This is a genomic window from Desulfotignum balticum DSM 7044 (assembly GCF_000421285.1).
Classification (GTDB): Bacteria; Desulfobacterota; Desulfobacteria; order Desulfobacterales; family Desulfobacteraceae; genus Desulfotignum; species Desulfotignum balticum.
Genome location: NZ_ATWO01000001.1, coordinates 3,271,585 through 3,290,135, shown reverse-complemented (window position 1 = coordinate 3,290,135; position 18,551 = coordinate 3,271,585). Strand labels below are relative to the sequence as shown.

The following is an 18,551-nucleotide window of genomic DNA, read 5'->3' as shown; positions in this document are numbered from 1 at the left end:
GGGTCTGAGCCAGACCCGGCAAATGTTTAAAATCCGGTTGGAAACAGGCGGGCGGTTTTTTTTTCCAGACGGTTCTGCAAGGCAAGATCCGCCATGTTCTGCCGGAGCATATCCAGGACATCGTCTATGGATTCATGGATTTCCATGGCCTGGGGATGTGCCTGAATCATGGCGAAAAACGCCTGCACCACATTTGGATCAAATAAAGTGCCCACCCCGTGTTTCAGTTCACAAATGGCCGAGCCAAGGTCTTTGGACCGCATACCGGGCCGGCCGGCGGTCATGGTTTCAAACACGTCGCACACGGCCAGAATCCGGGCGCCCAGGGGGATGTGCTTTCCTTCGATTTTATCCGGGTATCCGGTGCCGTCAAACCGTTCATGGTGATGCCGGATCATGGGGGCGATATCTTCAAAAAAGGTCAGCGGCACCAGGATGTCCGCCCCCAGAACCGGATGCTGCCGGATCTGTTCCATCTCTTTTGGGGTAAGATGCCCCAGACGGTCCAGTACCGTGTCCCGGGTGCCGATTTTTCCGATATCATGGAGGATCCCGGCATGGAAAATGTTTTTGACCATGACGTCATCCAGACCCATCTGCCGGGCCGTGAGCCGGGACAGCGTGGCCACCCGCCGGGAATGGCCATGGGTGACCCGGTCCCGGGCCTCGATGGCCAGGGCAAACCCTTCCACGATTTTCCGGTAGATTTCCAGAATTTTTTTGTCATGACCCATGGCCTTTTCCAGAGCGGTGGCCCCTTGTTCTCCTAAAGCCGTGACCAGTTCCAGTTCATGGGGTTCCAGGGTGCGGTTCCCCATGAAATAAACCGCCAGAAGTCCGGTATACGGGCCTGAAATATTGAAGAAAAGGCCGGTCACGGAATTGATTTTCCGTTTGCCCAGACGCTCCAGGTCCGGAATCCGGTCATCTTCTCTGGCATTGGGAATCACCACACACGCTTTTTTGTGGTCTTCAAACAAAGTCATCAGGGTGGTATAATCGGTGCGCATCAGGCTTTGGTAGTCAAATCCGTGAAAGATTTTTGTTTCAATGCACTGTTTTTCAGTATTCAGAATCCAGAAAATACAGCCTTTGGCAGAAAGAATCCGGGTGATGTTTTCCACGATACAGGCCAGAATATCTTTGGTATCAGTGTTGGCATGGATCTTTTTGCTGATTTTTGCAAACAGGGTGAAAAATTCATGAAAATCCGGTGTCATATGCCCCCCGGGTGTGGTTAAACTCAGGTTAATTGAAAAAATTCATCCATTTCATGCTGTAATTTCTCTGGATCTGTTTCTGGAGAAGGGTCACCGAGTTCAGAACGGTTTTTAACTGTTTTCGTTTTGTTTTAGACAGGGTGGTCAGGTCCACGCAGTTCACGGGCAGGTCCGGGTGCCGGTCCCGGTTCAGGTGACTTCCGATCTTGAGCCGGTTTAAGTGATAAAACGCTTCCAGGTATTGTTCATATTCTCCGGCATCGATTATTTTTTGGTCTTTAAGGCCGGCCAGGCGTGCCAGGGTGGACGGGGAAAAAATGCCGTGATTCAATGCCAGAATGCGGATACCGTTGATCAGATGGGCCAGGCCGGCGGTTTTGATATTGAAACAGGCCCGGCAGCCCGGAATCCGGTGGGTCCGGATCCGGCCGAAAAGGGTTTTGGGGGAGCTGAAAAGCAGATCATCCCGGGTCAGATAATGGTTGACGGCCGGATTTTTCTGAAACAGGTCAAACACCCGGTCCAAAAGACCCCGGGCCATGGGGAAATCCCCGTAAACCGATCTGAAATCCAAAAGAATGGTCAGAATCCGGATATCCGCCGGTTCCGCAGACCCGATCCACTGGTCCAGGGACTGGCGCCACCGGGTCAGAGACCCCCGCCATTGCGGGTTGGTGGCCATGACATCCCCTTTGCACAGAGAAAACCCGAACCGGTCCAGGTCCGTGACCACCTGTCCGGCCAGATCGGCAAAATAGGCATCCCAATCTTTTTCTTGGGACCGGGGCGGGTCCGCATAGATCAGGGCATTGTCCTGGTCGGTTCGTACCACCTGTTCCTGCCGGGCGTCACTGCCCATGGCGATCCAGCAGAAGGCCCCCGGCACGGACCGGTGATCCCGGGTTTTGAACACGGAAACATGATGGGTGATGATCCGGGCGGTGAGTGCATCATGAATCGCGGACACCGCTTTAAGAATATCCGCCAGATCCGTGGGGCTGTAAAGCATGTGCCGGATCCATGTGTCCAGTTGATCTTTGAGCTGCCGGGGATCCGGATAATTCGTGCCGGTTGTCAGATCGTCATAAATTTGATGAAACAAGGCAGCCAGTTCCGGTGGTAATGACACATCGTCGGGCATCTCAGACCGGTTTCCCGGATCACGCCTGCGGGTTGCAGCTGCTGTCATCCACCCACCCGGCCAGCAGGACATGCCGGCCTGTGTGATCCATATTCAGGCTTCCGCAGGATACACGCTGGTCAAATTTCATATCATATGTTCCTTTTTTCATGTCCGCCCGGTTTTACCACCGGTCCTGAAAAAGGTCAACATGATCATCATGGCTTATGGATGATCTCAGGGATGATGGTTACCTGTGAACCGGGCAGTTCAGATGTCAGGTCCCGGTTGCGGGGATATCTGCTATTCAGGGGCACTGTCCGGCAGATAGTCTTCTCTCACCGGAGAGAACACCTCAATGGCCACGGCATCTTCCAGCACTTCTGCCCCATGAGGGATGTTGCCCGGCACACACCAGGAATCTCCGGGCTCCACATCAAATGTGTCATCTGCGATGCGCAGTTTCAGGCGGCCGGAAACCAGGTATCCGGTCTGTTCATGGGGATGGGTATGGACGGGCAGGGTGTGGCCGCCCGCCAGTTTGAACTGAGACAAAAGGGTGCTGTCGCCATAGACCAGGGTCTTGATCTGTATTCCCGGCATGGCCTGCTTGAATCCATTGTTCTGGGCTTTGTAAAACATGGGTATGTTCCTTTTCATGAAAAACCGGTCTTATCCCGGTGGATTGATTTTTGCCAGCAGGGCCTGGTAAGCCTCGCTGAGTTCTACAAATTTATCATGGCTGCCGCCTTTGTCCGGGTGGTGTTTCCTTGCCAGTTTCCGGAACCGCCGGGTCAACGACCGTTTGTCCATGGCCTTGAATTCCGTGGCGGTCAGATTGAAAATTTCCCTGGCCCTGGACCGGGACACGGCCGGTTTGGGCGGCGGGTGAAAAAACCGGCTCCGGAACCGGAAATCCTGCTCCATTTCTTCGAGCAGAACCGATTCTCCATAGGGATGGTCAAAAAACATGACCACATACCGGATCAGATAATCGTGCAGATGTCCGGACTGCCGGAAAAGGCGCTTGTTCAGATCGCACAGTTCCTGGATGAAAAATGTATCCACTTTTTTCTGATCCAGGGCATGGGGCATTTTTTTTGTCAGAAATCCTTTGAAAAACCGCTGCAAGTCAAAGATGGTGTAGACATAAGACTTGAGTTCCCGATGACTGAGACGGCTTTCCTGCTGCATGAATCTCTGTTCGATCTCATCCCGGCATTTGCCCTTAAGTTTCCGGAACAGGGCCGGCGGCATGTTCACCAAAGGTCCCTGATCCATGTTGCCGAATTTGAGAAAATGAGCCCTCCGCTTGTCAAACGCATGGGTGGAACGGGCCACGGATTTTTTCTCATCCCGGGTCATGCGCCGGTAGGTGGATGTTTTGTTCCGCTCCCGGAAATGGGCTGTGGCCTGGCGGATATCAGGCCGGACAAACGGCCAGAACAGGTCTTCCAGCAGGTCCGGATCAAACTGCCGGGCTTTTTGGGCAATCCGATGGACCAGTTCATCGCACAAATGCCAGGCATTGCCCCCGGGGTAATCGATCCAGGCCCCGGGTTGCGGTCCCAGGGCACAGATTTCCTGAAATCCATGAACCGATGCTTCCCGGATGGATTCCCTGAGACAGTAGATAGTCTGTCTGTTTTTTCTTACTTTGGCCAGATACATGGGGCATTACCCGGGTAGAACCGGGTTTCTTCTCTTTTATATTTCATGGGAACCGTTATAATGGAGAACGTATTAAAAAGCAATTTTAAACCATTATGGAGGAGATCATGCCCCAGGACAGACCCGTTCAACTCACACTGAAGCGCCAACCGGTCACAGAAGGTGCCGGAGTCCGGCTGAACCGGTTGTTCGGCCATGCCGAAGCCCCGACCCTGGATCCGTTTCTGCTGCTGGATGATTTCCGGTCCGACACACCGGCGGATTATCTGAAAGGATTCCCCTGGCACCCCCACCGGGGTATTGAAACCATCACCTATGTCCTGAAAGGGGATGTGGCCCATGGGGACAGCCTGGGCAACCAGGGCACCATCTCGTCCGGGGATATACAGTGGATGACTGCGGGCAGCGGCATCATTCACCAGGAGATGCCCAAAGGAGATGACAAAGGGGCCATGCACGGATTCCAGCTGTGGGCCAACCTGCCGGCGGCCCAAAAGATGGTCTCTCCCAAATACCGGGACATCACGGCGGATCAGGTGCCAGAAGTCATGCTGGATGGAAAGATCCGGGTGAAAATCATTGCCGGCAGTATGGATGGCGTGAACGGCCCGGTGGATGACATTGTGATCGAGCCGGCATTTCTGGACTGTGATGTGCCGACCGGGGCTGTCTTTACCCATGATGTGGATCCGGGCCACACGGTTTTCATCTATGTGATCGGCGGCAGCGGCAGCACCGGCGGGACACCCGTTGAAAACGGAGACCTGGTGCTGTTCGGGAAAGGCACACGCATCACCGTGTCCGCTGCTGAAAAACCGGTCCGGTTTCTGCTGCTGTCCGGCCGGCCGCTCAATGAACCAGTGGTGTGGAGAGGGCCGATTGTCATGAATACCAAAGAGGAACTGGAAACCGCTTTCCGGGAATACCGGGAAGGCAGGCTCATCAAAACCGGATGATACCCGCTACTCATCTCCGCCGCCCAGTACGGCATAGAGCCGTACCTGGTTGGCACTTTTTTGCAGCAAAAGGGTGTTGAACACCTGCTGCTGCGTATAAAGGGACCGCTGGGCATCCAGAACGCTCAGGTAGCTGTCGATTCCATTCTCATAGCGTTTTTTTGCCAGAAAATAGGTTTTTGCCACCGCCTGGGTCAGTGTTTCCTGGGCAGCGATCTGCCGGTCGATCATGGTCTGGACAGCCAGGGCATCCGCCACTTCCCTGAATGCGGTCTGGATGGTTTTTTCATACTGGGTGACGGCAATGTCCCGCTGGGCTTTGCTGACCCGGTAGGCGGCCCGGACCCGGGCATCAAAAATCGGCAAAGCCACCTGGGGCACAAAATTCCATGTGCCGGTTCCGGAACTGAAAAGACCGGACAGGGCATCACTGGCCGTGCCGATGCCCGTGGTCAGAGAGATGCGCGGAAAAAATGAGGCCCGGGCCGCACCGATAAGCGCATACGCACTTTTTAACCGATGCTCCGCCGCCATGATATCCGGCCGGAACAACAGTGCATCGGAAGAAAGGACCGCAAGAACGGTTCCGGGTTCCTGAACGGTTTTCAGGTCTTTGGGCAGAAGATTCTCCGGCACGGTAACGCCGGCCAGAAGATTGAGCGCGTTTTGGGTCAGAGCCACAGACTGGGTGAAACGGGCCACATCTCTGCGGGCAATTTCCACGGGAATTTCAGCCCGGCGCAGGTCCAGTTCCGTGGCGATTCCCACCTCATACTGCCGCTGGATCAGATCATGGGCTTTTTGCTGGGAATCCAGTGTGGATCGGGCCAGGTTGAGATTTTCCCGGTCTGCTGCAAGGGTCAGGTATGCGGTTGCCACCTGGGACACCAGCGCAATCTTGACACTTTGACGGGCTGCATCCGTGGCCAGGTATTCTTCCAGGGCCTGGTCTTCCAGGCTGCGGATTCGGCCGAAAAAATCGATCTCCCAGGCAGCCATGCCCAGTCCTATATTGTATTGTTCCACGGTTCTGGGCTCACCCGGGCTGATCAGATCCAAGGATCGCTGTTCTTTGGCACCGGCGCCCGTGGCATGGAGTGCCGGAAAAAGTTCCGCTCTTTGAATCCCGTAAAGGGCCCGGGCTTTTTCCACATTTAACGCGGCCAGGCGCAGGTCCCGGTTGTTTTCCAGGGCCAGGTCAATGAGTTTCAAAAGCGGTTCATTCCCGAAAAATGTCTGCCGGGAAAGTGCCTGGACCGGTAATGCCCCTGGTTCCGCCGTATCCTGATATGCCTCGCCTTTTGGCCATTGCAAAGGAATGGGCGCGGAGGGCCGGGTATATTCGGGCGCCATGGTGCAGCCGCCGACCAGGCAGGTGAATGCGGCAATCAAAACCAGTACGCGTTTATTCATGAGACGTTCCTCCGGATATCTGTGCCACGGCAGGGGCCGTGTTCGAGCGTTTTCGATGTTTGCCCAAAGCCTTGTAGATCAAGACATAAAACAGCGGGGCAAAGAGCGTGACCAGCAGGGTGGAGGTCACCACCCCGCCCAGCACCCCCGTGCCGATGGCCCGCTGGGCCCCGGAACCCGCACCCGTGGCAATGGCCAGGGGCACCACCCCGAAGCCGAAAGCCAGAGACGTCATGATGATGGGCCGCAGCCGGAGTTTGGCTGCTTCCAGGGTGGCGGCGATCAGATCCGCGCCTTCGTCGATGCGGACCCGGGCAAACTGCACGATCAGAATCGCGTTTTTGGTGGTCAGGCCCAGGGTGATCAACAGGCCGATCTGAAAATACACGTCATTGGACATTCCCCGCATGCTGGAGGCAATCACCCCGCCGATGGCACCCAAAGGCAGGGTCAACAGAATCGCAATGGGGATGGGCCAGCTTTCGTACAAAGCGGCCAGGCACAAAAAGATCACAAAAATGGAAAACGCATACAGCAAAGGGGCCTGGGAACCGGCCATCCGCTCCTGGTAGGACAAAGCCGTCCAGTCATACCCGATTCCCTCGGGCAGTTGCGCAATGATCTCTTCCATGGCCGCCATGGCCTCACCCGAACTTTTTCCCGGCGCCGGTTCACCCCAGATATTGATGGATGGAAATGCATTGTAGCGTTCCAGTTTGGGAGACCCCATGGCCCAGCGGCCCGAGGCAAAAGAGGAAAACGGCACCATCTTTCCCTGGTTGTTGCGTACATACAGTTTTTCCAGATCTTTCGGCAGCATGCGATGCGGGGCATCCGCCTGGACAAACACCTTTTTGATCCGGCCGGCCTGAATAAAATCATTGACATAGGCACTGCCGAACGCAGCGGATATGGTGTTGTGAATGGCATTGATGGAAACCCCCAGCGCCCCGGCCCGGTCCCAGTCCACATCCACATAATATTCCGGGACATTTTCCATGCCGTTGGGCCGGACATTGATCAGGCGCGGATCCTGGGCCGCCATGCCCAGCAGCTGGTTCCGGGCCGCCATGAGTTTGTCATGACCCAGTCCGCTCCGGTCCTGTAATTGAAGATCAAACCCCGTGGCCACGCCCAGCTCGATGACGGGCGGCGGTGCAAACGCAAACACCATGGCTTCCTTGAACCGGGAAAAAGCGCCCATGGCCCGGCCTGCCACGGCATCAACCTTGAGGTCGGGTCGTTCACGCAATGCCCAGTCTTTGAGCTGAACAAAGGCCAGGGCCATGTTCTGGCCATCCCCCCCGAAACTGACCCCCGCCACCACCATGATCGATTCCACGGCCTCTGTTTCATTTTCCAGAAAATGATTCCTGACTTTGTCCATAACCGCCTCGGTCTGTTCCAGGGTGGAACCGGACGGCAGCATGGCCTGCACCAGCAGAATGCCCTGATCCTCATCCGGCAGATATGCCGTGGGCATGCGCTGGAACAGATATCCCATGGCCGCCACAATCAGCACAAACGCCAGCAGATAACGCATTCTTTTTGCCAGAACCCGGCCCACCAGCCGGACATACAGATCCCGGAGCCGGAAAAAAAACCGGTCAAACCAGCGGAAAAACGGGCGCAGAACCCGGACGGCCCCGTCTGCAGGTTCATGTCCTTTGGGAATGGGCTTTAAAAACGTGGCGCACAACACCGGTGTCAGAATCAATGCCACCACCACGGAAAGCATCATGGAGGAAATCACGGTCACGGAAAACTGGCGGTAGATCACACCCGTGGAACCGGGAAAGAAGATCATGGGACCGAAAACGGCTGAGAGGACCAGACCGATGCCGATCAAAGCACTGGTGATCTGATCCATGGATCTGGCAGTGGCCTCTCTGGGAGACAGGCCTTCTTCGGCCATGATCCGTTCGACATTTTCCACCACCACAATGGCGTCATCCACCAGAAGGCCGATGGCCAGCACCATGCCGAACATGGTCAGCATATTGATGGAAAAACCGAACGCCCCCAGGATGCCGAACGTGCCCAGCAGCACCACGGGAACGGCAACGGTGGGTATCAATGTGGCCCGGAAGGTCCCCATAAAAAGATACATCACAAACACCACCAGCACAATGGCCTCAAACAGGGTTTTGATCACCTCTTCAATGGACACCTTGGTAAAAGGGGTCGTGTCATAGGGATAAATCACCTTCATGCCGGGAGGAAAATATTGGCTCATCTCTTCGAGTTTTGACTTGACGGCATTGGCGGTTTCCAGGGCATTGGCACCGGCCGCCTGGCGGATGGCCATGGCAGCGGAGGGTTTGCCGTTGTATTCCGCCACCACATCATCCCGTTCCGTTCCCAGTTCCGTGTACCCGATGTCTTTGATCCGGATCACGGAACCGTCCGGATTGGTGCGGATGGGAATAGCGGCAAACTCTTCCGGGGTCTGGAGCAGATGCTGAACAATGATGGCCGCGTTCATGCGCTGGCCTTCCACGGCAGGGGCTCCGCCCAGCTGACCGGCGGAAACCTCGACATTGTATGATTTCAGCGCGGCAATCACATCTTCCATGGTCAGATGGTAATTGGTGAGCTGGTCCGGATTGACCCAGACCCGCATGGCATACTGGGACCCGAAATTTTCCACTTCACCCACCCCCGGGACCCGGGACAGGATCTTTTCCAGACTGGACTGGGCATAGTCTCTCAAGTCCGTGCCGCTCATGCTCCCGTCTTCAGATATCAGGCCGACGATGATCAGCCAGTTCTGGGTGGATTTGCTGACCTTGACACCGGAGCGCTGCACCACATCCGGCAGGCTGGCCATGGCCAGCTGCAGTTTGTTCTGCACCTTGGACCAGGCAACATCCGGATCCGTTCCCGGTGCAAAAGTCAGCTCCACCCGGGAGACGCCGGATGAAGAACTGGTGCCCGACAGATACAGCATGTCATCGAGCCCGGTCATCTTTTGTTCGATCACCTGGGTCACGGTATTTTCCACGGTTTCCGCCGACGCTCCGGGAAAAAAAGAATCAATGGCAATGGCCGGGGGGGCGATCTGCGGGTACTGGGACACGGGAAGGTTGTAGATGGCTAAAACACCGGCGGTCATCATGACAATGGCGATCACCCAGGCAAACACGGGGCGGTCGAGAAAGAATCTGGATAACATTACAAAGCCCCTTTGTCATGCTCTTTTGGGGATGACGTATCGGGTGAGTCCTGGTTCATCGGTTCAAACGGGGTGGCGGTGACTGCCATACCCGGCCGCAGCATGAGCAGTCCTTCGATAATCAATTTTTCACCGGGGGTGATGCCCGATGCCACCAGCCACTGGTCGCCAATGGCCCGGTCAAGGAGCAGCCCGCGAAACGCGGCCCGGTTGTTTTCATCCACCACCAGTGCAAAGGGATTGCCTTTGGCATCCCGGGAAACCCCCTGCTGGGGGATCAGAACGGCATGTTCATCCACGCCTTCCATAATCTGTGCCCGGACAAACATGCCCGGCAGCAGCCTGTTTTCCGGATTGGGAACCACAGCCCGGATAATGACGGATCCCGTGGTGGGATCCACGGTCACATCTGAAAACTGCAGGGTCCCGTCCTGGGGATAGGCCGTGCCGTCTTCCATCAAAATTTTCACTTTGTTCAGGTTTTTTTCTCCGGCATGGTTTCGGCTGTCCTTCATTTTTAACCGTTCAATGGTGGACTGGGGCACATCCACAAAAATGGGGTCCAGCTGTTGAATGGTGGCAAGAGGTAAAGGCTGATACGCGGTCACAATGGCGCCTTCCGTGACATTGGACCGGCCGATGCGACCGGAAATGGGTGCGGTGATGCGGGTGTATGCCAGATTGATGCGGGCGGATTTCACCGTGGCTTTCCAGGTGGCAATGTCTGCTTCCACCTGGGTGAGGGCGGCTGCGGCATCATCATAATTCTGACGGCTCACGGCATTGTCGGCCAGAAGTTCCTTATACCGCCGGGCCCGCAACCGGGTGGCCGCCAGATTGGCTTCGGCCCGGGCAAGGGCGGCTTCGGCATTGTCCAGGGTCGCCTGAAACGGGGCCGGATCGATCTGGTACAGCACCTGACCGGCCGTGACATTGGCCCCTTCGGTGAACAGGCGTTTTAAAATCAGGCCGTTAACCTGGGGCCGGATTTCCGCCATCCGGAACGGTGCGGTTCGTCCCGGCAGTTCAGTGGTAAGCGTGACCTTTTGGGTGCCCACCGTTACCACGGAAACGGCCCGGACTTCTTCTGATTGCGGTTTGGTTTCCTTTTCCGGATCGAGCCGGCGGGTGATCTGATCACACCCTGTCAATGTGAATCCTGCCCAGATGAACAGAATCAGAAAAATCATCTGGATTTTGAAACGTTTCTGCATGTGGCGACACCTTTCAGTCAATTTGTCAAAACCGTCATTTTCAATAAACCGACAGTTCAGTTGATCAAGTGATATTTTTACAATGGTATTATTTTTTTACGCTGTCCCAGCAGGATGCGGCAAGCACCTGTGCAAGCGCATCATCAATGGGTGTAATTCCCAGAATATGATCCCGCAAAGACCAGGCAATCGGCGCAAACGCCAGGTTGAAGAAAACCGTTGGAGGCAGGTTTTTAATCACCTGCTGGGACAGGCCTCTTTCATGGATTTCCATGAAAATATCCGGCTGTCCGGCCGCTTTAAAAATCCGGTTCCGGCGATGGGCTTCACCAAAAGGAGAGTTGTGAAACTGCTCGGAATACTTGAATTCCATAGGGTTTTGGGTAAAATAAGCCACCAGGCCTTTGGCAATATGAAAAAAACAGATCCGGACCGGCTGCCCGTGAGGATAATCCCGGGTTAAAAATGCCACCAGCCGTTCTTCACACTCTTGATAGATCGTTTTGATCAGGATGTCCCGGTTTTCAAAATAGCGGTATATGGTGCCTACTCCGACGCCGGCTTTTTCGGCAATCATGGACATGGGCGCCCCGTGGAACCCCTGGGCCGCGAGCAGCTCCATTGCGGTCCGAATAATATCCTCCCGCTTCACCTGTTTGGGCATAATCTGTTTCTCCTTGCATTAGGAATGAACATTCATTCAGAATATAACAGCTCGTATTTCACGTCAAGTTTTTTTTGATTTGTGACACGTTTGGCGCAGGGAAGGGGAAGAATAACGATTGTTTTTAAATTAATCGCTTTGGGCGCCGGATTCCGGACTGAGCGCAAAGAACCGGCGCACGGTTATGGCATAAAACCGGTGATATGAAACAACAGCACCCCATGATCGGATCGGGGGCCGCCAATGGTCATGCTGTGGTTGTTTTTGAGAAGGATCCGGGTTTGAAACACAGCCGTGTTTTTTTTCAGGATCCGGATGTCATACTGGATTCTGCCGCCCTGGTTCCCGGTGGGAGTCAACTGCAACGTCCGCCGGTCCGGCAGGCGGATTCGCCCGGGCTGCTGAAATGCCAGTGTCAGGGTCTGCTCCTGCAGCAACGTGTACCCGGTATATTTGAATACGGATTCCAGTTCCGGAACGATCCGCCGCAATGCCGGATCAACGGATTCGGACCGGGTGGATGCCTGGATCACCTTGACATTGGTTTTGACTTGATCTGGTGCCGCAGCCGTCTGTGCCGGGCTGCAGCACCAGATTACCCCGGCAGCAATGGCAAGAAACCGGATCAACCTGATAAATGGGGTCATGCCTCTTTTTTTCATGGTCAGGTCTCCGAATACCAGATAATGGTATGATGGGTATCGGGTGTTTCAAAAATCATGACCGCAGTATAATCGGTATCAATGGATTTGACAATGGCACTGGGGCCGGCAATTGCCGGGCCGTCATTAGTCAGGGCAAACACAGTGATGACAAACAGGGCCGCAAGGGATGCGGCAGCCACCAGAAAAGGCCGGACCGGCCGGCGGAAAAACCGGTCAGTCCGGAGAGCGACCGGTTTTTTTGCCGGTTGTTCCAATTTTTCGTGCACCCGGGCCGGGTCAATGGAGACCCCGGGCAGTTCAGTCAGTTCATTGAACGTTCGGGTGACCTCTTGAAATTGCGCGGCCAGATGACGGCAGTCCGGACAGGTGTCCAGGTGCTGCCGGATCCGCCGGATCTGATGCCGGGAAAGATCGCCGTCCACGTACCGGCTGATCTGTTTTTCTGTATATTTACCGCATGTGTTTGTCATACCGGGGTCTCCTGGGGTTTTTTCGGGTCCAGCACCCGGGCCACCTGTTTTCGGGCGTGATACAGCCGTGAGGCCACCGTGCCTTTCCGGATATGGAGAAAATCGGCAATCTCCTCGTATGAAAGACCTTCCAGTGCATACAGCACAAAGACCACCCGTGTTTTTTCCGGAAGGTGCCTGGCCGCTTCCATGAGCCGGTCCCTGAACTGTTTTTTCTGTATCAGTGTTTCCGGTGTATCCAAAGGCGTATCTTTTCCTGAAACGGTGTTCTCATTTTCAGCGGTGATGGGGTCATGGTGCCACCTGAACCGCCGTTTCCATTTGCGCTTCCAGTTGAGGCAATGGTTGACCGTGATTTTTCTCAGCCATGTGTAAAGCAGGGTATCCTGCCTGAATGAGTGGATCTGACGAAATACCGTGGTGAACACATCCTGAACAATTTCCCGGCTCTCCTCCACATCCAGGGTGATGCCGTAAGCCACCTTGAGCAAAGGTTTCTGAAACCGGGCCACCAGAACATCAAAAGCATGTTTCCGGCCTTGCCTGAGCTGTTCCACCAGGTCTTTTTCATCCCGGATCCTATCTGCACGCGCATCTGTGTTCACAGCAGTCCATTGCCTGTTCCGGCCGGATTAGTTTCCGATCCACACCCGCACTTCTTTCCTGTATCCATCCCGATCCTTGAATTTATCATGCCGGCTGTTGTTCCATTTTCCTTTCCGGTGACGGTCTGATTTCCAGCGGGAGTCATGGCCCGGTGCCACCCAGATCTGTCTCACTTCCCAGCGCCCTGCAGGGTGCCGGTCATACATCCGGGGAGTCCGGCATTGCGTGCCTCGGTTATCATAGGCTGGGGGCACATGACGGCGCTGAGTTCCCTGGTAAGCATGCGGCTGATTCAGGCCCTGGTAAATGACACTTCCCAGCACCACAGCACCGACGCCCAAAAGAAAGCCCTCCCGGGTTTTTCTGTCCGCCTGGGCCGGTGCCGTGGACAGGCAGATGACCATCACAACCGCCGTCGTAATTGAGATCAAATATTTCATTTTTGAGTGCTCCATTTTTTATGTTACATGTGATACCCTGTTTGTGTAAATAAAAATCAGGGGCTTTTATACCAGGTAGACACCGTAAAAAGAAAAATGTTCAAACAAATGTCTTGATTCTGGATTTAAATTGATTCTGATGGCTTAAGAATCTTAAAACGGAGGTATCAATGATTAAACATATGGTTCGTTACATGATGTTGTTTCTTGCACTCGGATTGATATCCGGTTGCGGATACAACACCATCCAGCAGAATGAAGAGACCGTGTTCAAGGCATGGGGAGATGTGGAATCCAGCCTGCAAAGACGTGCCGACCTTATCCCCAACCTTGTGGAGACGGTCAAAGGGTATGCGTCCCATGAAAAAGAAACCCTTGAAGCCGTGATTGAAGCCCGGTCCAAAGCAACTTCCGTTCAACTGTCCCAGGAGGATTTAGGAAGTGCGGAAGCCATGGAGCGTCTCAGGCAGATGCAGGGAGGACTTTCTTCAGCCCTGTCCCGGCTTATGGTGGTTGTGGAGAGATATCCGGATCTGAAAGCCAGTCAGAATTTTCTGGACCTTCAAAATCAGCTGGAAGGGACGGAAAACCGTATCAATGTGGCGCGTCAGAGGTATAACCAGGCCGTGGAACGCTTTAATTTCTCCATCCGGAAATTTCCAAACAATCTGACCAACAAACTGATGCTGCATCTTGACCGGAAGGAATATTTTCAGGCGGAAGAGACGGCAAAGCATGTACCCAGTGTTAATTTTACCCAATAAGGGAAAGGATTATGCGGAAGAGACATTATATGTGGATGGTCAGCCTTTTGATCTTTTTTTTCGCTGCCCAGACATACGGACTGGAAGTGCCGAAGCTGAAAGCCCGGGTGAACGACTATGCGAACATACTGTCTGCCGCCACAAAAAATCAGCTTGAAACCGTACTCAGTGATCTGGAACAGACCGATTCCACACAGATTGCCGTACTGACGATTCCTTCTCTTGAAGGAGAGAATATCGAGGAATACGCCATCCAGGTGGCTGAAACCTGGAAAATCGGCCAGGAAAACCTGGATAACGGTGCCATCCTTATTATTTCCAAAAATGACCGCAAACTTCGCATTGAGGTGGGGTACGGCCTGGAGGGGACCCTGACCGATCTGATGGCCGGACGTATTATTCAGAATATTATTGTCCCCCGGTTTAAAACAGGCAATTTTGACCAGGGAGTGATGGACGGGGTACAGGCCATGACCCAGGTGGTCCGGGGAGAATTCAAGGCGGCAGAAAACAGCCGCCGTCCTGAATCCGGTTCTGCCCGGGGGCAATCAGGCATCTTTGGTTTGATTGTCTTTTTTGTTCTGATCAATATGCTGGGAAGAATCCGCCGGCCCTTAGGTGCCCTGTCCGGAGGCCTGTTTTTTCCCATCCTGGGGGCCATGTTTTTTAATTTTGGTTTTTTATGGCTCCTGCTGCTGATTCCCATAGGTGCGATGGGCGGACTGGCCATGAGCTTTTTGGGCTCCCCGCTCAGCTTTAATTCGTCTTCTACCCAAAGCCGGCATGGCGGCGGATTCTGGCTGGGCGGCGGCGGTGTGGGAAGGGGCGGTTTCGGCGGGGGCGGTTTTGGCGGTTTTTCAGGAGGCGGCGGCGGTTTCGGCGGCGGCGGCGCTTCCGGGGGGTGGTAATCATGAAATCTTTGGCGCAACAATTTTTGTCGGATCAGGACAGGGAAAAAATTATTCAAACAGTGAGGGAAGTGGAACTGGAGACTGCCGGTGAAATCGTTCCCATGGTGGTTTCAAGAAGCTATTCCTATCCCATGGCCGATGTCATCGGCGGAATGGCGTTTGCGCTTCCCGTGTCATTGATACTCAGCTATTTCATCGGCAGCTGGCTGTGGATCGGCAACCAGAACATGTGGCTTTTTTTGGGCATTTTAACCATCTGCTTCATTACCTTTCACCAGACCTGCAAACACCTTCCATGGCTGAAGCGTATGTTCATCTCCCAGAGGGAAATCGAGGAGGAAGTCAAAGAGGCGGCCATGGTCAGTTTTCTTCGTGAGGGGCTGTATCAGACCCGGGACAGGACAGGAATTTTGATTTTCATCTCTGTTTTCGAACGACGGGTCTGGATCCTTGGGGACCAGGGCATCAACACCAAGGTGTCAAAAGACCAGTGGGATAAAATCATCCGCATGATTACGGATGGCATTAAACAGAAAAATCAGGCAGCAGCCATCTGCCAGGCGGTCAAAGAAGCCGGACAACTGCTCAAGACACATTTCCCCATCCGTTCCGATGATCAAAATGAGCTGAAAAACCTGATTGTGGAACAAAATTGAATAATGGAAAAATATCTCTGACCGCCGGTCTTCTGCTGTTGCTGGTCTGTGCCATCTGGGGCGGTAATGCGGTCAGCATCAAATTCAGCAACCAGGGGATACCCCCGTTGCTGGCGGCCACCATCCGGTCCGTGGCAGCCGGGTTTCTGGTGCTGCTCTGGGCCAAATTCAAGGGACAGCGCGTTCTTTTTCCCAAAGGCGCCCGAAGACATGGTGTGATGATCGGTCTGCTGTTCGGGCTTGATTTTTTGTTTTTATACTGGAGTATTGTGTTTACCACCGCTTCCCGAGCCACCATTTTTTTGTATTCCCATCCATTCTGGGTGGCCCTGGGCGCCCATTTTTTCGTGGACCAGGACCGGCTGCATCCTGTGAAAGCGGCCGGGCTGATACTGGCATTTGCCGGGTTGTGGATGGTTTTCAGGATTCAGTCTCCCCTGCTGCCGGAAAACAACTGGATCGGGGATGTGATGTCTTTGGCCGCAGCCGTTTTCTGGGCCGCGACCACATTGTATATCAAACGGATCAGCCAGACAGTGACCGTCAGTCATTACCAGACCCTGTTTTCACAACTGGTGTTTGCCATTCCGATTCTGCTGGCAGGATCACTCCTGTTTGAACAGGATTATACCATTGTCCCGGCTGCCGGGGTTCTGTGGGCAATGGCATATCAGATTGTCGTGGTGGCCTTTTTCAGTTACACCCTCTGGTTCTGGATGATTCACAATTTTGCGGTGAGCGGGCTGACCGCGTTCACTTTTCTGGCCCCGCTGTTCGGTGTTTTTTTCGGTGCTGTGATTCTGTCTGAACCCGCAGGCATCATGGTCTGGTTGGGCCTGGCCCTGGTCTGTGCCGGCATTTACCTGGTGAACCGGTCTCCGAAGAACAGGTCGTGTGGATGACGGGGTCTGCAAAAATCAGGCAATGAATTCACTGGATACTTTCACTGGGGAAGCCGACCTATCCCGGCTGCAGGCAGCAGGCGTGGCATTGCATGCATTCAAACGTACTCAGGTCCATGGCAGGTCTATTCTTTGAAGCAGATGGCCGCATCTTTGGGCAGGGCCAGTCCGGCACTCACCTCCAGGGCCTTGAAAATCCCGGATATAACCGGGCAGGAAATGTGGGGGATGGTTTTTAACACGGTCTCCAGCAGGATGGAATGAAACTCCCCGGTCTGCCTGTTTTTAAACAGTTCCGCCATCAAATCCATCTCCTGGCCGCCCAGAAGCTCATTGACCTTCTGCCAGTTGGGACACTGGCTTTCCAGTCTGAACAAAGCGTTATAACCATTTGTTTTTTCTGCATACACCAAAGTGGTAAAGCCGCAGATGCCGGCATTTATTTCAACGGTTGTCATTGTGATTTTCCTTTTTCATATCTTTATCATCAGCCGGAGGATTCTCTACGCCGACTGAATCAGTCTTACTATATTTATGCGCTATCGTCCATGGATCGATTCCATATCAATCATATGGATGATCTTATACAGCTTGGCCGGGTCCTGGATCTGCTTCTGGGATTTGACAAAAATCTGGCCGATCATGCCTTTCTGCTTCCCCAGCGCTCTGAGCAAGGAGATGTAATGGGACTCAAGATCCGTGTTTTTGCGGATTCTTTCCAGGCCAGGCAGCGTTGGGTGTATTCGGGGAAGCGGCCCGGGGCTTTACCGGATTCCATGTTCTGGCGCTGCTTTTTTTGTTGCAGGCATTGTTACAATGGTGGCTTCGATACCGGAGCAAAAAATCGGCCGGCGCAGCTGATCGTTCAGGTGATTGCGGCGCTTTTAGTCAGCAGGCACAGAAAACAGCACCGTCACCCGGCTGAGCCGCTGCACAAATACTTGATGAAGATATTCCTTTCACAGGAAATTCTTTTGAAGTTATTATTCTGAAAAAGACGAATGGGACAAAAAAACCAAAAAGAAAAGCCGGTACACTCAAAGGATTAATACATATGCGCGATGATTTCGATGATCCGCTTGAAGATTCAAGGAATATATGGAATGAATCTTCTACTGGATACACACGCATTGCTCTGGCTTTTTGATGAGTGTTGTTGGTGATTTATAAACCGTTCCCAGTCATTAACTTTGAATGGACCAGATAATCGGCGCTTTCAAAAGGTTGGGGCAGTCGGATGTCCCCAATTTAAGGCCCTTTCAGTCTCTCAGGTGGATACAATTATCGGAAATACAAAAATTTGCATTTCCGACAATCATCAAATAAAAGATGCCGGTATCCCTTGCGGGTAAAGGGTTTGACGAAAAAAATCAATCTGACTGTCCTGACATTTCTATGCAGTTTGACGAGACATTTCCTGATAAGAGAATTCCCAGAGCCCGGCGTTGTCTTTTGCATGTTCAACTGTCATGTTGACTATGTTGCCGTTTGCATCGATGTCAATATAGATATTTTCACTGATTTCTTTTGTTTCATGGACTTCATTGTCAGTGAATTCTATGTGAGCGGTATCTGTATCGGAAAAATATTTCAATCTCATGTTTCATTCCTCCCTGTAGGATCTATCTAAAAATGCATTATGCACCGTTTAACCGTCTTCAAGCAATATAACTCTCAAATATTTTCCGATTTCATCTATTTTGC

General features: G+C 53.5%; 21 protein-coding genes. 7 read left to right on the top strand and 14 right to left on the bottom strand.

Features of this window, described 5'->3' with window-relative positions; genetic code table 11:
• Window positions 1-26: 26 nt before the first annotated feature.
• The 4 genes from K365_RS26710 to K365_RS0116635 form a co-directional block, all read right to left on the bottom strand.
• Entirely contained in the window at window positions 27-1,220 is a 1,194-nt protein-coding gene (locus tag K365_RS26710) for an HD domain-containing phosphohydrolase (RefSeq protein ID WP_024335497.1), read from the bottom strand.
• Window positions 1,221-1,248: 28 nt separating this feature from the next.
• Complete coding sequence (locus K365_RS0116650) at window positions 1,249-2,409, bottom strand: DUF294 nucleotidyltransferase-like domain-containing protein (RefSeq protein ID WP_169432956.1); 1,161 nt, start codon at window positions 2,407-2,409, stop codon at window positions 1,249-1,251.
• 234 nt (window positions 2,410-2,643) lie between these two features.
• Window positions 2,644-2,982 carry a cupin domain-containing protein gene (locus K365_RS0116640; protein WP_006967229.1) on the bottom strand — a complete coding sequence of 113 codons (339 nt, stop codon included), beginning with the start codon at window positions 2,980-2,982 and terminating at the stop codon, window positions 2,644-2,646.
• 30 nt (window positions 2,983-3,012) lie between these two features.
• Complete coding sequence (locus K365_RS0116635) at window positions 3,013-4,011, bottom strand: J domain-containing protein (protein WP_024335495.1); 999 nt, start codon at window positions 4,009-4,011, stop codon at window positions 3,013-3,015.
• Window positions 4,012-4,118: 107 nt separating this feature from the next.
• Here K365_RS0116635 and K365_RS0116630 point away from each other — a divergent pair, with 107 nt between their 5' ends.
• Window positions 4,119-4,967, top strand: a complete 849-nt coding sequence (locus K365_RS0116630; protein ID WP_024335494.1) for a pirin family protein — start codon at window positions 4,119-4,121, stop codon at window positions 4,965-4,967.
• Window positions 4,968-4,973: 6 nt separating this feature from the next.
• On the opposite strand, the gene K365_RS0116625 is transcribed toward K365_RS0116630, so the two are convergent.
• From K365_RS0116625 to K365_RS0116590, 8 genes are all read right to left on the bottom strand, one after another.
• Complete coding sequence (locus K365_RS0116625) at window positions 4,974-6,380, bottom strand: efflux transporter outer membrane subunit (RefSeq protein ID WP_024335493.1); 1,407 nt, start codon at window positions 6,378-6,380, stop codon at window positions 4,974-4,976.
• Entirely contained in the window at window positions 6,373-9,555 is a 3,183-nt protein-coding gene (locus K365_RS0116620; protein ID WP_024335492.1) for an efflux RND transporter permease subunit, read from the bottom strand. The genes K365_RS0116625 and K365_RS0116620 overlap by 8 nt, the downstream gene beginning before the upstream one ends.
• Complete coding sequence (locus K365_RS0116615; protein WP_024335491.1) at window positions 9,555-10,769, bottom strand: efflux RND transporter periplasmic adaptor subunit; 1,215 nt, start codon at window positions 10,767-10,769, stop codon at window positions 9,555-9,557. Before K365_RS0116615 ends, K365_RS0116620 begins: the two co-directional genes overlap by 1 nt.
• An 88-nt stretch (window positions 10,770-10,857) precedes the next feature.
• Entirely contained in the window at window positions 10,858-11,433 is a 576-nt protein-coding gene (locus K365_RS0116610; RefSeq protein ID WP_024335490.1) for a TetR/AcrR family transcriptional regulator, read from the bottom strand.
• A 182-nt stretch (window positions 11,434-11,615) separates the two neighbouring features.
• Window positions 11,616-12,095, bottom strand: a complete 480-nt coding sequence (locus K365_RS0116605; protein WP_024335489.1) for a hypothetical protein — start codon at window positions 12,093-12,095, stop codon at window positions 11,616-11,618.
• Window positions 12,096-12,097: 2 nt separating this feature from the next.
• Window positions 12,098-12,568, bottom strand: coding sequence for an anti-sigma factor family protein (locus K365_RS0116600; RefSeq protein ID WP_024335488.1), 471 nt, complete (start codon window positions 12,566-12,568; stop codon window positions 12,098-12,100).
• Window positions 12,565-13,173 (bottom strand): RNA polymerase sigma factor, encoded by a 609-nt coding sequence (locus tag K365_RS0116595; protein WP_024335487.1) that lies wholly within the window; start codon window positions 13,171-13,173, stop codon window positions 12,565-12,567. Before K365_RS0116595 ends, K365_RS0116600 begins: the two co-directional genes overlap by 4 nt.
• A 27-nt stretch (window positions 13,174-13,200) precedes the next feature.
• On the bottom strand, window positions 13,201-13,614 hold the full coding sequence (locus K365_RS0116590) for a hypothetical protein (RefSeq protein ID WP_034625074.1): 414 nt from the start codon (window positions 13,612-13,614) through the stop codon (window positions 13,201-13,203).
• Between the two features lie 170 nt (window positions 13,615-13,784).
• On the opposite strand from K365_RS0116590, the gene K365_RS0116580 reads away from it, so the two are divergent.
• The 4 genes from K365_RS0116580 to K365_RS0116565 are packed head-to-tail and all read left to right on the top strand — an operon-like array spanning window position 13,785 to window position 16,847.
• A complete protein-coding gene (locus tag K365_RS0116580) occupies window positions 13,785-14,378 on the top strand; it encodes a LemA family protein (RefSeq protein ID WP_029725459.1) in 594 nt (197 codons plus the stop codon).
• A gap of 11 nt (window positions 14,379-14,389) precedes the next feature.
• Window positions 14,390-15,286: a TPM domain-containing protein gene (locus tag K365_RS0116575; RefSeq protein WP_029725458.1), complete on the top strand. Its 897-nt coding sequence runs from the start codon at window positions 14,390-14,392 to the stop codon at window positions 15,284-15,286.
• 2 nt (window positions 15,287-15,288) lie between these two features.
• Complete coding sequence (locus K365_RS0116570; protein ID WP_024335483.1) at window positions 15,289-15,945, top strand: TPM domain-containing protein; 657 nt, start codon at window positions 15,289-15,291, stop codon at window positions 15,943-15,945.
• Complete coding sequence (locus tag K365_RS0116565) at window positions 15,942-16,847, top strand: DMT family transporter (RefSeq protein ID WP_024335482.1); 906 nt, start codon at window positions 15,942-15,944, stop codon at window positions 16,845-16,847. The genes K365_RS0116570 and K365_RS0116565 overlap by 4 nt, the downstream gene beginning before the upstream one ends.
• Before the next feature lie 125 nt (window positions 16,848-16,972).
• Here the strand turns inward: K365_RS0116565 and K365_RS0116560 are convergent, their stop codons facing one another.
• Window positions 16,973-17,305 (bottom strand): DUF6951 family protein, encoded by a 333-nt coding sequence (locus tag K365_RS0116560; protein WP_006967240.1) that lies wholly within the window; start codon window positions 17,303-17,305, stop codon window positions 16,973-16,975.
• A 225-nt stretch (window positions 17,306-17,530) separates the two neighbouring features.
• On the opposite strand from K365_RS0116560, the gene K365_RS0116550 reads away from it, so the two are divergent.
• Complete coding sequence (locus K365_RS0116550; RefSeq protein WP_024335481.1) at window positions 17,531-17,839, top strand: hypothetical protein; 309 nt, start codon at window positions 17,531-17,533, stop codon at window positions 17,837-17,839.
• On the top strand, window positions 17,785-17,994 hold the full coding sequence (locus K365_RS29450; RefSeq protein WP_084489871.1) for a DUF2281 domain-containing protein: 210 nt from the start codon (window positions 17,785-17,787) through the stop codon (window positions 17,992-17,994). The genes K365_RS0116550 and K365_RS29450 overlap by 55 nt, the downstream gene beginning before the upstream one ends.
• A gap of 246 nt (window positions 17,995-18,240) precedes the next feature.
• Here K365_RS29450 and K365_RS0116545 read toward each other — a convergent pair whose 3' ends face one another.
• Window positions 18,241-18,447: a DUF2283 domain-containing protein gene (locus tag K365_RS0116545; RefSeq protein WP_024335480.1), complete on the bottom strand. Its 207-nt coding sequence runs from the start codon at window positions 18,445-18,447 to the stop codon at window positions 18,241-18,243.
• Window positions 18,448-18,551 lie beyond the last annotated feature (104 nt).